Genomic DNA, 14,819 nt, shown 5'->3' with positions numbered 1-14,819 from the left:
GTGTTCGGTATCAGTAACTATTCACAGGTGAGTTACCGCGGCCCGTTAAGGGCATTATTTCTTGTCTTTGCCGTCAACTTCTTCAAATTCTGCATCGACAACATCGTCATCTTTCTTCGCACTTGCATCAGCACCCGTCGCATTACCTGCGGCGCCTGCTTGAGCTTGTTGTTGTGCGATTTCTAGCAGTTTTTCAGAAGCTTCAACTAATGCTTTAATTTTTGCTTCAATAGTGTCTTTATCTTCGCCTTTAGAAGCGATTTCTAACTCGCTTACCGCTTTTTCGATAGCTTCTTTATCGTTCGCTGGTAATTTATCACCCGCTTCTTCAATTTGTTTACGTGTACCGTGAACTAATTGGTCAGCTTGGTTACGAGTTTGTACTAATTCTTCAAACTTACGGTCAGCTTCTGCGTTTGCTTCTGCATCACGAACCATTTTTTGGATTTCATCTTCATTTAAACCTGAAGAAGCTTTGATTGTGATGTTTTGCTCACGACCACTGTTTTTATCTTTCGCTGATACATGCAAGATACCATCAGCATCGATGTCAAAAGTAACTTCGATTTGTGGCATACCGCGTGGCGCAGCTTGAATACCATCTAAGTTAAACTGACCCAGTGATTTGTTATCACTTGCACGTTTACGTTCACCTTGTAATACGTGAATAGTTACAGCAGATTGGTTATCTTCTGCGGTAGAGAACACTTGGCTATGTTTAGTTGGAATTGTGGTATTTTTCGCAATCAGGGAAGTCATTACACCACCCATTGTTTCGATACCTAAAGACAGTGGTGTTACGTCAAGTAACAGAACGTCTTTAACATCACCCGCTAACACACCACCTTGAACAGCCGCACCCATTGCAACAGCTTCATCTGGGTTAACGTCTTTACGTGGCTCTTTACCGAAGAAATCAGCAACGGTTTTTTGAACCATTGGCATACGAGTTTGACCACCAACCAGAATAACGTCGCTAACTTCGCTAACTTTCAGGCCTGCATCTTCTAATGCAACACGTACTGGTTCCATTGAACGTTTAACTAAATCTTCAACTAAAGATTCCAGTTTTGCACGAGTGACTTTGATATTTAAGTGTTTAGGACCAGTCGCATCAGCTGTAACGTATGGCAAGTTAACATCTGTTTGTTGTGCAGAAGATAATTCGATTTTCGCTTTTTCTGCTGCTTCTTTCAGACGTTGCATTGCTAATGGATCGTTACGTAGATCAATGCCTTGTTCTTTCTTAAATTCATCAACTAAATAGTTAATTAAACGGCTATCGAAGTCTTCACCACCTAAGTGAGTATCACCATTGGTTGACAGAACTTCATAGGTTTTTTCGCCATCAACTTCATCGATTTCGATGATAGAGATATCGAATGTACCACCACCTAAGTCGTAAACTGCGATAGTACGGTTACCCACTTCACGATCTAAGCCGTAAGCCAGAGCAGCCGCTGTTGGTTCGTTAATAATACGTTTAACTTCAAGACCAGCGATACGACCAGCATCTTTAGTTGCTTGACGTTGAGCATCGTTAAAGTAAGCAGGAACAGTAATAACAGCTTCAGTAACTGCTTCACCTAAATAGTCTTCTGCTGTTTTCTTCATTTTTTTCAGGACTTCAGCAGAAACTTGTGGTGGAGCCATTTTTTCGTTACGTGCTTCAACCCAAGCATCACCGTTATCTGCTTTTACAATTTTGTAAGGCATGATAGCAACGTCACGTTGAACTTCGGCATCCTCAAAACGACGACCAATTAAACGTTTGATGGCAAACAAAGTATTTTGTGGGTTAGTCACAGCCTGACGTTTTGCAGGTTGACCAACTAAGATTTCACCATCTTGTGCATAAGCAACGATTGAAGGAGTAGTACGATCGCCTTCTGCGTTTTCAATAACCCGGGCAGCTTTGCCATCCATTACAGCAACACAAGAGTTAGTTGTACCCAGGTCAATACCAATAATTTTACCCATTTAAACGCCTCCAAAGAGAATTCTTTATCAATTTGATTACCAATCTATATGAGGATGAATATTCATTTTTCAAGTCATAAATTAATAGACTAAACAACATCATCTCCAAGCGGATACAAAATCAACGCAACTCAATAGTGGTAATTGCAGTTGAAAAAGAAGATGGGGTCATAAATACATTCATCAAGGGGAATAATGAAAAAAAATGCAAAAAATGCGAAAATTTTGTAGCTGAGAATAAAACGAGAATTAAAACTTGTTATTTTTCATTACGTTACATCATTCACAAATAACATTATGACTTATCTAAAGTGTATTTTTAAGACCATGCTTAGAATAAGAGAATAACTATTTGAAAAATAATGTTTTTTAACTTTTATAATAAAAATATCAAATAAATATAGGGTTACTTTTGCGTTATCCAAACTTAGTCAAAGCTTTTCCTAGCCAGAAGTTTGGTGACAAAAATAACCTCTTACATTATTTATACTGAAGTGGAACGGCGGGCTGATTTAGGTCTAAAAGTAGCAACAATAGCTTCATTAGTTTCGACATAAGGACCATCAAGCAGTTGAATGCAGTACGGTACACTAGCGAAAATACCACTAACAATCACATTACCGTCGTTATCTTTTAACCCTTCTAATGTTTCTGCAATAGCCTTAGGTTGTCCTGGTAAATTTAGAATTAACGCTTGATTACGAATAACACCAACTTGGCGAGATAAAATAGCTGTGGGTACAAACTGCAGACTAATTTGACGCATCTGCTCGCCAAAACCTGGCATTTCTCTGTCTGCGATAGCCAACGTAGCATCAGGAGTAACGTCACGACGAGCGGGACCCGTTCCCCCTGTTGTTAACACTAAATGACAGCCGACTTCATCAACTAGCTCACACAGTGTTTGCTCAATCATGAGTTGTTCGTCAGGTATTAAACGTGATTCGATATGAAAAGGCGTTGTTAATGCAGCCTTTAGCCAAGCTTCTAAAGCGGGTAAGCCTTTATCTTCATAAATCCCACTTGATGCGCGATCAGAAACAGAAACTAACCCTATGCGTAATTCGTTCATATCAAACCTCTATTAATCAATCACCGTCTAACTTGCGCGCAGATATTACCATGAGAACACAAGAGAATTAAAAAGAATCTCAATATATTATTGATATTTAAAATTTGATTATTGAGAATAGATAATAAAGAAATGATAATAATCTATTTTTATTTGGCTTTAGCTAAAAATAAAAAAGGGAGCATAAGCTCCCCCTCTTTAATCTTGAATAATATTAATTAATATTACTCATCAATATATTTAGTAATATAAGATGCTGCTAATTTTTTCGCTTCAGCTAATTGTGCTGCATTTAATGCGCGAGCAGTACGTTTTAGCATAGCTTCATCACCATCACCATTTTCAACAGCAACAGAGAACCATGCATAAGCTTCTTTCAGATCGCGTTTAACGCCTTTACCGTAATAATAGTTTAAAGCTAAGTTATTTTGTGCCAAACCATTACCTTGTATAGCTGATTTTCTATACCATTCAACGGCTTTACGTGCATCTTTAGCGACACCGTCGCCTTCATCGTACATTACGCCTAAGTTATTTTGCGCATCACGATTACCTTGGTTTGCTGCTTTTGTATACCAGAAAACCGCTTTAGTGCCGTTACGTTCTACACCTTCACCATCATCATAAGAGACAGCAAGGTTATATTGTGCGTCTGCATGACCTTGCTCTGCTGCTTTTGTATACCAAACAACCGCTGCTTCATGGTCTTGTGCTACACCGATACCTTCATCATAAGAGATCCCAAGGTTGTATTGAGCATCACTATCACCTTGCTCACCCGCTTTAGTATACCAATACACTGCTTTCTCATGATCTTGCGCTACGCCATCACCATCATCGTAAGAAACCGCAAGATTGTATTGGGCTAAAGAGACACCTTGAACAGCCGCTTTGTTATACCAATAAACCGCTTTTTCTGCATCACGGTCAATATCATCACTCATGTCATACATAAGTGCTAAATTTAACTGTGCTTCAGCATGGCCTTGTTCTGCCGCTTTGGTATACCACTCTAGTGCTTTTTGTGAGTCTTGCTCAACACCTTCACCATTCTCATATTTCACACCCAATTGATACTGAGATGCTGCATTTCCACTTTCAGCACTTTTTTCAATTGCAGGTAAAGAGAAAGCCGTTTTACTTTCTGCCATTGCAGCGCCACTAAAAAATAACGATGCAAGTACCGTTGCCAAGACAATCTTTTTCATAATTCACCAATAATAAATAGAGTATTTTAATAATATATTTTTATAATTATTACTGGATAAATAATATATTCCAATCAATTTAATCTTAAAATTTACTTAAATGTTATTTTGAGAAGCAAAAAATGAAAATACCCACCTGTATAAGATGGGTATTTAAGATTTTTATAAGAATTTAACGACGAATTATAATAAATCCGCAATCATTTTCTCTAATTTTTCCTGATCGACAGCAAATTTGCGAATACCGTCAGATAATTTATCTACTGCCATTGGGTCAGCGTTGTGCTCCCAATAGAATTGAGCTTCAGTGATAGCTTCTGGACGCGCTTTCACTTCACCTTTGTAAGATAATTTATGTTCAACTTCACCTTCAGCTTCTGATAATTCTTTTAACAGTGCTGGTGCAATAGTTAAACGGTCACAACCTGCTAATTCTAAAATCTCACCCATATTACGGAAGCTTGCGCCCATAACAACAGTGTTATAACCGTGTTGTTTGTAATAGTTATAGATTTCAGTAACAGAAATCACACCTGGATCTTCAGCTGGAGCAAATTCTTTTTTATCTGTATTGGCTTTATACCAATCCATGATACGACCAACAAATGGAGAAATCAGGTAAACACCTGCTTCAGCACATGCACGCGCTTGAGCGAAAGAGAACAGTAAAGTCAGGTTACAGTTGATACCTTCTTTTTCTAATTGCTCTGCGGCACGGATCCCCTGCCAAGTAGATGCTAATTTGATAAGAATACGGTCGTTACTGATACCTGCATCATTATAAAGTTTTATTAAATGACGTGCTTTTTCGATACATGCTTGTGTGTCGTAAGAAAGACGTGCATCAACTTCTGTTGAAATACGACCTGGGATCAGTTTTAAAATTTCTAAACCGATATTCACTGCCAGTTTGTCGCAAGCATCAACGATTTGTTGTTCACGAGAATCGCTTTGTGAACGAGCCCATTCAATCGCTTCATCAATTAATTTACGATATTCAGGAATTTGAGCTGCATTTAAAATTAAAGATGGGTTGGTAGTTGCATCTTGTGGCTGATACAGTTTCATTGCTGCAATGTCACCAGTGTCAGCAACAACAGTTGTCAGCTTACGCAAAGAAGTCAATTTGTTGGTCATTTTGTTTATCTCATCTACTAGGTAAATCTGTTTGCAGTCACCTGCGGATATCTATTGATAATAACATGGACTGCTCACACTACAAGACGCTTAGATTCATACAAAGCAATTATTTGAATGCCAAACGTTTTCGCAAAACAAAAGCGGAAAAAAACAGAAGAAAATTACAGGCTGAATCGTTTAAATCGTCGAGTTTTACGACAAATAAGAGAAACCATTGTTTTTTCCTATTACTATAATTTAGTCTTTAATCGAAAGAATTTGCTATATTTGGTCAACATTAAAATAACGTATCGAGGGAATTATGCTAATCACCATTTCACCAGCTAAAACACTGGATTTCGAATCGCCTTTAGCAACAACGCACTTCACCCAACCTGAATTGCTAAAATATTCCCAACAACTTATCGAAGAATGTCGAAAATTGTCATCGAGCGATATCGCAAGCTTAATGAAAATAAGTGATAAACTCGCGGGATTAAATGCCGCTCGTTTTGGTGAATGGCAACCTAATTTCACACCAGAAAATGCACGCCAAGCTATTTTGGCATTTAAAGGTGATGTTTATACCGGAATGCAAGCAGAGCTTTTTTCTGAAGATGATTTTCAATTTGCACAACAACATTTACGTATGCTTTCTGGCTTATATGGCGTACTGCGCCCTCTTGATTTAATGCAACCTTATCGTCTTGAAATGGGAATAAAGCTAAAAAATAAAAAAGGAAGCGATTTATACCAATTTTGGGGAAATACCATTACAGAAGCGCTAAACAAAGCACTTGAAGAACAAGGTGATAATGTTTTAATCAATTTAGCATCTGATGAATATTTTAAATCCGTCAACCCGAAAAAACTCAATGCTGATATTATTAAACCTGTTTTCCTTGATGAAAAAAATGGCAAATATAAAGTTATCAGCTTCTACGCTAAAAAAGCCCGTGGATTAATGAGTCGCTTTATTATTCAAGAAAAACTAACTAATAAAGCACAACTGAAAGAATTTGATCTTGAAGGTTATCAATTTAACTCAGCAGAATCAGAGGGTAACACTCTCGTATTTAAACGTGCAGAATCACTGGCGAAATAAAAATATTAACTATTAGCTATCAATAAAAACAGCACTAAAATCAGTGCTGTTTTTTTATATTGAGGCTCACAAATGTTTTGCCACTAGTGATAATGGTGACCATGTTGGAGATGGAATAAATTCACTACCTTGCATTGTTGTCAATTGTTGTTCATTAAATTGCGCCATTTCTTGAATAATAGAAGCGAGGGATTGCATTGAAAGTGTGTTTTCTGTTTTGATAATTGTAACCGAGCTATTCGTCTGATTTTCTTTTGTTTTTAGGGTTAAAATAAATTGACCATCTTCTGTTCTATACTGCCAATCGTCACCCACTTGAGAAGAAATGAATTCATCATGTTCAGATAATCCTGAAATAAAAAGTTGGCTATTTTCGCCTTCATCATAAATAGTGACTTCACCATAACGCTTGTTCACGATATAAATATTACTACCACTCCCACCACTTAAATAATCAAGACCTGATTCAGAGATCAAAAGATCATTTCCACTTCCTGCACTGAGATTATCGTTCCCCTCTCCCGCAATTAAAATATGATGTCCGTGATTAACCACAATATGATCATCGCCCTCTCCGCCATCAATCACCGAGCTACATTTATTATGATTAACGACGATATCATCACCTGCCATTAACTCGAGAATAGGCAAGTGTTCAATTGATTGATTGTGTGGTTTCTGTTGAGTCATTAAAATAGATCTTAACAAAGAGTAAGGTGAATCAAGTGAATAAGTCGATAATGCCTCTTTATTTAAGGTCAGTGATTCAGGGATCATAAGCACATCATTTCCTGCACTAATAGTAAAATTTAGATCCGTCATTGGTGTTAATAAATGTTGTTGGCTCTCTTTTGTAGGAAGTGTAAAAACAACATTGTCTTTATCTATTAATCGAATAGTCACGTTTGTATCGACAATTTTATTTAATAGCGTTGGATCGAAAGATAGCGTTAAATAATCATCTGGAAGATAGCGATGAGATAAAAGACCATCTTTAAATGTCAAATCAAAACCACTTATATCTGTTAAAAAGAAATGGCTCACATTATCATCAGTTAGTTTATCAATATAGTCAGACAGTAAAATATTCACTCTTTCATTCTTATTTTTTGTTAAAAATGTTTTTATTTGATAGTTGTCATTGCCCTGACTCAATTTAATGTATGAGTTAGAATCAATACCCAAATAATTATTATTTTGGTTATTCCCGTGAATACCAAGTCGTAAATTTGTTCCAGATAAGAAACCACTGTATTCAAATTCAGGCAATAATTTTATATTTCTACTCTTACTTTTAAAAGCCGTAATAATTAATTTTTCAATCTCATTAATATAAAAGTCTTTAATAATGAGTTTTGATTTATTATATTGTTCTAAATAACTAAATTTGTATAATATTTTATCTTTAGTATTTTCATCCAACGTGAGTAAAAAACCATCTTGAGTTATTAACGTATAACAATGTGAAAGCGTATTATTTACAGAATCATCATAAACATTTTTTAATTTTATAGAGTGATAAATTAATTCATTATTTTCATTTCCATCATTTACTTTTATATCAAAAATAATATCTTTTTCTTGACGAGAAATAGCAGCAATTTCATCAAAATGATAGTTTAATTGCACAATACTAGACTCGATATGACTCACTTCATTAATAATTGTTTGAAATTGAATATTATAATTTTTTTCTAAAGAAGATCTTAAAATAACATAGCTATCATTTCCCTCCCCCCCTTCAGCATAACCTTCTCGTAAAACCAGAGTATCATTTCCTCCTAACCCATATAATAAATCGGTACCGCCAGCACCATCTAAATAATTATTCTCTTGGTTACCATAAATAATATCATCACCAGCCTCGCTACCAATTACGTTCTCAATACTGTCTAAATAGGCAATCACATTTTGATCTTGTAAGACAATATTAGGCATAGAATCAACTAATTGCTTTGAATACAAACGCCCATTCTCTTGATAAAGAAATAGCTTTGAATGAAAATTTTGACTGTTTGTTTGTTCTTCTGATTGTCTGAATTTAACATAGTTATTAGATAAACTAACCTCATATCCCGTATATTTGTTTGTTATTTTTATAATACGAAGTGTGTCATTTCCCTCTCTGCCATAAAAACGACTCGCATAAAGTGGCGATTCAGAGGAAAACAAATTGAACATATCATTTTTTTCGCCTCCACTTAATCGTTTAGTACCATTATAAATATCAAAGGTATTTTGAGTAATTAAAGGTGCTGCAATAACATCATTACCATGATAGGTATTAAAATAGAATTTTTCATTCTCATTCCAATCTGAGAAATAATATTTTTCATACTGATTAGCTTTTATTAAACTTTCCGATAAATTTTCCACACCTAATACATTAATTATATTTTCTCTATTTGTTCTTATATTTTTTAAAAAATCGCTATCTACCATATTATCAAAAATGGGAGAATCATCATCGGAAATAATATCCATTGTATAGCGATTCAATTCATTAACATAAAAATCAACATCAAAAATCAGTGTCTCATGGGTTGCTATTGCTTCTTTAGGAAGATAATACTTATATTCTGTTTTTTCTGAGCGAAGATGATAAGAAAGTGCAGCTATTTTTTCAGCTACTTCTTGGCTCATATTTTGAGATATCCGTTGAGCAACATATTCTCCTAATGGATTTAAAATTGAATCTAATGTTTTTCCCATTAAGTTTGGTATGACTTTATAATAATAATATTCTTGGTAAACCTGTTTTTCATTTGTATAAAAATAACGGCTCTGATGATTTTGTTTTTTTATCTCATCAAGATAATTGACTGCATTTTTGTCAATCATCTCTTCTAATTGTGTTTCTGTTTCTAAATAGATGATTTCATTCTTTTTATTTGGCAGTAAATCCCCCATTAAAAAGGCATAAAAACCATTATTAAGTTCTTCTGATGGCGTAAAATTTACCTTTATCTTTGCTTCTTCAATAAGCCTTGCTGCATTATAAATCGATGTTGCAAGTGCAATAACTGCACCCGCCACAATACCAATAGGGCCTGCAATCGTTGAACCTGCAAGCATTGCAATAGAAACTCCTAGCGTAACCAACCCAGATACAACAGCAAAGGAACCATTAACAATATAATCAATTTTCCTTTTTTCATTATTTTCACCAGAAATTCGGCTAAAATTATCATAGGCATTATAAATATCAAATCCGATAGAAAGAACATTAAGTCCAATCCCTACTTTTGTACTTATCTTACTTACATATTCAAGTGGATTATGACGATATTTTAGCAATCCTTTAGCTAATGTAATTTCAATCAATTCAGAAAGACCATTGTAAGCCATCTCAGACCACATAATAGCTAAGTTATTAATGATCTCTTTTCGCTCTTTAGGCGATAACAATGGGTTATTTAGTTGTTCAGCAAGCATAAAAGTGGAATTAATTGACTGCCACATACCATAAGTAATATTAGCGTAACCAATTTTACTAATTATTTTCATATGTCGAGGAAGTGTTAATGATGCATTTCTTAATAAATTCCAATCTTTATCACTGTAGCCTTTATTTCCTAGCTTAATCATTTTAGTTAATCGTTCAGATGCAGCAAGATAGTCGATTCTATTTACATCATTAGAAAGGAGATATTTAATTTTCTCTTCTTTATTATTTAATAAATAACGAAACAAAGAGATGACTTTTTTATCCTTTTCACTACCTGATATTGATAGAAAATAATCATTAAGGTGATAAGGATCAAATGTTAATTTTAAGTCCCACTTTTCTATCTTACTGAGATCAATGTCATCGATATTTTTTCCACTTACCTTAGCACCTAAACTGACTAATAAACTTTTATCAAAAAAGAAATCATTTATTTTTATTATCTCTTTATTTTTATAATCAAAGATCTTATCTTTCACATCTAAAATATCTGACGAATTTAAATCACTTGCTTTCTTTAATGCTATTTCTGGTGATGATGATTCAAGTATCATTTTATTGCGAGTCATAAAAATGATATTTTGAAGTTTGTTTATTATTTTTTTATAGTTTTCAAATGTTGATACATTCTCTAGCAATACTCGATATAAAATACCTTTTTTGTTTTTATCAAAAAATGTAGTCAGAAGATTTTTTGAAAGTAAGCTTAATTTTTTAATTAATGTTGGATTGTCATAAATTGCATGAATAATTTCTATTGCTTGATTTGTTTTTTTTGTTAATGTCAATTTTTCTTCTGACAATGAGTCCAATGATAGCCATTGTTGATATGTCATTTCGCTCATCAAATATTGATTGAATTTTTTATTAACTAATGGATCATGTATTACTTGTGTTAATTTTTTTCTATATCATTTTCATCTGAAGTTTTAAAAAAAGAAGATAGCTCATATAGATATTTTCTGCATGCGGTACTTATTGAAATATCATTACTGATAATTTTTTGACTAAGTTCCTTTAATATTTCCCTATGCTGTTCAGCACTAAGGTGATCGACTTTATTAACAATAGTTCCAATTTGATAAATATTAAGATTGTAATGATTTAGTTTAATATAATCTAGAACATCAGATATTGTTATTTTATCTGAATAATCAAAAATAACCGTTTTAATATCTTTATTATAACCTAATTTAAATTCTTCATTATCTCGATAGTTAGGATACAGGTTAGAAAGTAATTGATAGATCTCTTTAGTGTGATTTTTATTTTCAATACTGATTTTTTCTTCTATTGAAATAGATATAAAATCATCAAACTCCGCCTCAGATATAATTACATTGTTTGATACCACACTGGCAAGTAAAGGTTTATCGATATACTGTCTCTCAATAAGTGGCTTAACAATAATGTTGTCTATTAAAAGAGAAACCTTATTATCAATAATCTGGTAGATCGGCATATTTAATCGTTGAGCAATACCCTCAATAAAAAAATCACCCGATTGATAACTCAATAACTTTTCTTTTTTAGCAAAAACAATCGTTTTTTCATTAAAAAATTGATTTTCTAAAATAATATTATGTAATTTTTCAACATCATTTTTTTGTCTAATAAAATCTTGCTGAAAAAAACTATCATCTTCATTTCCTGTTGCAATAATTCTTATTTTATTTTTTAAACAATAATCAAGAAAATCGCTTATTTCTGGTTTATCATTTAAGTAAATACTTAAACCCTCACTTTTAACACCATTATAAAAATAAATTATTATATCATCTTGATAGTAAGCATCTATACTATCTATAATAATGTTATCAATATTCCTCCCATTAAATAAATTCTTATCATCAAATAAGAAATTAAAGTTATCTTTATTATCGTCAAATAATAAATAACTACAATCTATTTTATTTCTATTTTGATTTAATGATTTATCAAAAAGAATATGAATATTTTCTTCATTAACATAAAAATTGTTTGGATGATAACCATAATTCCTCTCACGATAATTATTATTAAAATAGGCTTCTAACTGATTTATTTCATGGGCGATCATTCTATTTGAAAATTGATTATTTCTAAAGTAATCAAAGTATAAGTCACTATAAGTGCTTAAATTATTACCTTTTTTAACATCTATTTCAATTTCAATTAAATCAAGCAGTTTATTTATATCTTCATTATCTCTATATTTTGATAGTTTTTGATAGTTCTCTTTTAAATGTAGTTTATTATTATCCTCTATCAGAAATGTGTTTTTTAATTCAGGGATATCAATGTGTTCAATTATCTCAATTAAATATTGGTAGTTATTTTTAAATTCAATAGTGTAATCGTACCCCTCAATGCCAGCATTTCTATTTTTATCCAATAATAAATAGGGACTCTCTATAATTTGATTATAAATAAAATTACTAACACCATGAGAACCATCATTAATTTCATTCACCATTAATTGATAAAGCTTTGCAGCCACTAAACTATTTTTTTCAGCAAGTGTAATTAATTTTTCTTTTCCATAACTCAATCTATCGTAAAACAATTTATCTTCTAACTTATTTTTAACCTTATTTAAAACCCCAATAAGTGAGACATTCTTATTATAATTAAATAAATTTATTTTATTAATTAGAGAAAAACTAGCCGTTAATTTATCAAAATAGATATTTCCATTTAATATATCTATTAAAGAAACGATTTCTTTTAATTCTTTTGATTTATTTCCTTTAACTAAATAGCTATTTATTTCAATTAAATTCCTGTAATAAATATCATTAAATTCAACATATCCATTTCTTTTTTTGATCTCTTGGAAATTATTGAATTCGACCACGTCAATATAAATACTATTATCATCATTTTTATTCAAAATAATCTTACTTGCCTGATTATTTCCAAGAATATCATTAATATGATGCTTAACTAAGTAAATACCCTCATCAACATATGAATTTTTTACAACAACTTCTATTAAAACATTCTCTTTTTTAAGCTCGAGAATAAGATCTCGCTGTTCACTATAATGAATAACACGTCCTGTAACACCCTCGCTAAAAGGTAATGAAAAGCCTATTTTCTTTATACTTTCAGCAATGCCTTTATTGATATCAACATCATCATTATTCCACACACTTCTATAATTTAATGAATCTGTTTTTTTATACTCATCAAAATTAATATATTTTTTACCTTCTATTTCATGAGCTCCATAAAAATCCATTTTGCTTGCCAATACTTCTTTTATAGGCAAAGGATCAGAAAACTCAAATAACTCACTATTTGAATCAAATAATGTAAACTTGTAATTGTTTTCAGAATATTTTTTATATGCAATGGCTATAGCATGATCTTTGAATGCAATAATGGCATAATAATCATTATATCCTTGTATAATTCGATCTATATGATGACTGACTTCTTCTTGACTAAAACCAAGTTGATGAATATTTGATTTCCCCAACCCTTTCTTATTTAATACTTCATCATATTGAGCCGACTTTAACGAATCAAAAACAAAATATTGAACTTTATTACATAACCTTTCCATTTGAAAATGTTGAGCAAAAATAATATTTTTTACTTCTTTCATCAAATTTAATACTTCATACTCTTGTATATTATTAAATAAAATAGAGTCTAATTTATTTAGTATAATTCCCTTTTCATTTTGATAAGAAGAAATATTTTCTTTTAGCCAAAATAAATATTTATGCCCCCCTTCTAATCCACTATTTCTAATCTCTAATAAATAACTCAAACTCAAGCCATAGCATAATCCAGCAAGTGATTGGACATGACTAAAATCATAATTAGTTTCTGTTGAAGCAATAAGATTAACTCGGCTCATTATTTTCTCAAGCGGCTTAAGTAGATCCTCATATTGTGAAAATCGCTTTTCTACATTATTTTTTATCTTAGTCGTAAACCAGCCAGTACCCAATTTATAAATTAGATACTCTCCATTTTCAGGTATCTGGCTATATTTAGATTTCGCAATCGTAAATGCCTCTTCTATATCATCAATATAGATATGTAATACTTTCTCGGTTTTTTCTATCTTATCCCATATAATAAAAATATTTTTATAGGGGTAGCTTTCATTAAGCTCAATCGAAAAACGTGAGTCAATATCTATCTGTTTTTTTATTTTTATATCACTAATAATTTCATTTATTATATCGTTATTACTTACATTCCAATCTTCATTTAAGTTAAAGTAATTAGAATACTCTTTTTTATTATAATTGCGATAATATAAAAAATCGTCATTATTATTTCTTTTAATTGTATTTTCTATACTATTAATCAAATCATCTTTACTGTAAAAAAAAACGGATTCACCTTCAAAATCAATTATTTTAAATATATTATTTTCATTATCTATTTCTAAAATAAAAATTTTGTTCTCCAATTCCACATAATAGGTTCCCGAAGAATGCTGAAAAAGAAGAGTCTTCATACGTTCTTTTTTTATTTTAATCGGCTCTCTAGCTGTTAATTTAACACTATTTAAAAATAGATTTTCTATACTTAAATTGATTTTTACTCTGACAAAATCAATATTTTTAGTAAATTCATTCTTATTATAGAGTGAAAAATTATTTTCTATTCTTCTAAGAAATTCATTTGCTTCATACTCATTTTTAGAAATAAGGATCGAGGTGTAATTTTCAGTTAATACCCTTTTTACGGATTCAAATTTACAGAATAATTCTGCGCTATGCTCTTTTATATGATTTTCTATTATTAATGCAATTCTATTTATATCATCTTTAAAAATCAACTTTCTGAATCCAATCATATTTCATTCCTTTTTATTGAATAGATATATCCCTCTAAAAAAAATATATAATTCAAATTCTCTTTTTTAAATCCTTATTTTCC

The 14,819-nt window shown here is 31.7% G+C and carries 7 protein-coding genes; 1 reads left to right on the top strand and 6 read right to left on the bottom strand.

What is annotated here, in order from left to right; genetic code table 11:
• Positions 1-54: 54 nt before the first annotated feature.
• The 4 genes from dnaK to tal form a co-directional block, all read right to left on the bottom strand.
• Positions 55-1,980: a molecular chaperone DnaK gene (gene dnaK, locus JEP71_RS06905; protein WP_198619310.1), complete on the bottom strand. Its 1,926-nt coding sequence runs from the start codon at positions 1,978-1,980 to the stop codon at positions 55-57.
• 484 nt (positions 1,981-2,464) lie between these two features.
• Positions 2,465-3,052 carry a molybdopterin adenylyltransferase gene (mog, locus tag JEP71_RS06900; protein WP_198625964.1) on the bottom strand — a complete coding sequence of 196 codons (588 nt, stop codon included), beginning with the start codon at positions 3,050-3,052 and terminating at the stop codon, positions 2,465-2,467.
• 224 nt (positions 3,053-3,276) lie between these two features.
• A complete protein-coding gene (locus tag JEP71_RS06895) occupies positions 3,277-4,260 on the bottom strand; it encodes a tetratricopeptide repeat protein (RefSeq protein WP_109371853.1) in 984 nt (327 codons plus the stop codon).
• Positions 4,261-4,443: 183 nt separating this feature from the next.
• Positions 4,444-5,397, bottom strand: a complete 954-nt coding sequence (tal, locus tag JEP71_RS06890; protein WP_198619308.1) for a transaldolase — start codon at positions 5,395-5,397, stop codon at positions 4,444-4,446.
• 304 nt (positions 5,398-5,701) lie between these two features.
• Here tal and yaaA point away from each other — a divergent pair, with 304 nt between their 5' ends.
• Positions 5,702-6,484: a peroxide stress protein YaaA gene (gene yaaA, locus JEP71_RS06885; RefSeq protein ID WP_109371857.1), complete on the top strand. Its 783-nt coding sequence runs from the start codon at positions 5,702-5,704 to the stop codon at positions 6,482-6,484.
• Positions 6,485-6,550: 66 nt separating this feature from the next.
• On the opposite strand, the gene JEP71_RS17535 is transcribed toward yaaA, so the two are convergent.
• Together JEP71_RS17535 and JEP71_RS17530 are read right to left on the bottom strand one after the other, a co-directional pair.
• Positions 6,551-10,768 carry a calcium-binding protein gene (locus JEP71_RS17535; protein ID WP_232797548.1) on the bottom strand — a complete coding sequence of 1,406 codons (4,218 nt, stop codon included), beginning with the start codon at positions 10,766-10,768 and terminating at the stop codon, positions 6,551-6,553.
• Between the two features lie 59 nt (positions 10,769-10,827).
• Entirely contained in the window at positions 10,828-14,736 is a 3,909-nt protein-coding gene (locus JEP71_RS17530; protein ID WP_232797547.1) for a hypothetical protein, read from the bottom strand.
• Between the last annotated feature and the right edge of the window lie 83 nt (positions 14,737-14,819).

The organism is Proteus sp. PR00224 (genome assembly GCF_016238105.1).
Lineage (GTDB): Bacteria > Pseudomonadota > Gammaproteobacteria > Enterobacterales > Enterobacteriaceae > Proteus.
Note: the sequence above shows the minus strand (reverse complement) of the source record. Positions and strands in the feature narration are given on the sequence as shown.

Bases quoted from the DNA above. Each gene is read 5' to 3' on its own strand.
- dnaK (WP_198619310.1), bottom strand. From the start codon at position 1,980: ATGGGTAAAATTATTGGTATTGACCTGGGTACAACTAACTCTTGTGTT.
- mog (WP_198625964.1), bottom strand. From the start codon at position 3,052: ATGAACGAATTACGCATAGGGTTAGTTTCTGTTTCTGATCGCGCATCA.
- JEP71_RS06895 (WP_109371853.1), bottom strand. From the start codon at position 4,260: ATGAAAAAGATTGTCTTGGCAACGGTACTTGCATCGTTATTTTTTAGT.
- tal (WP_198619308.1), bottom strand. From the start codon at position 5,397: ATGACCAACAAATTGACTTCTTTGCGTAAGCTGACAACTGTTGTTGCT.
- yaaA (WP_109371857.1), top strand. From the start codon at position 5,702: ATGCTAATCACCATTTCACCAGCTAAAACACTGGATTTCGAATCGCCT.
- JEP71_RS17535 (WP_232797548.1), bottom strand. From the start codon at position 10,768: ATGACATATCAACAATGGCTATCATTGGACTCATTGTCAGAAGAAAAA.
- JEP71_RS17530 (WP_232797547.1), bottom strand. From the start codon at position 14,736: ATGATTGGATTCAGAAAGTTGATTTTTAAAGATGATATAAATAGAATT.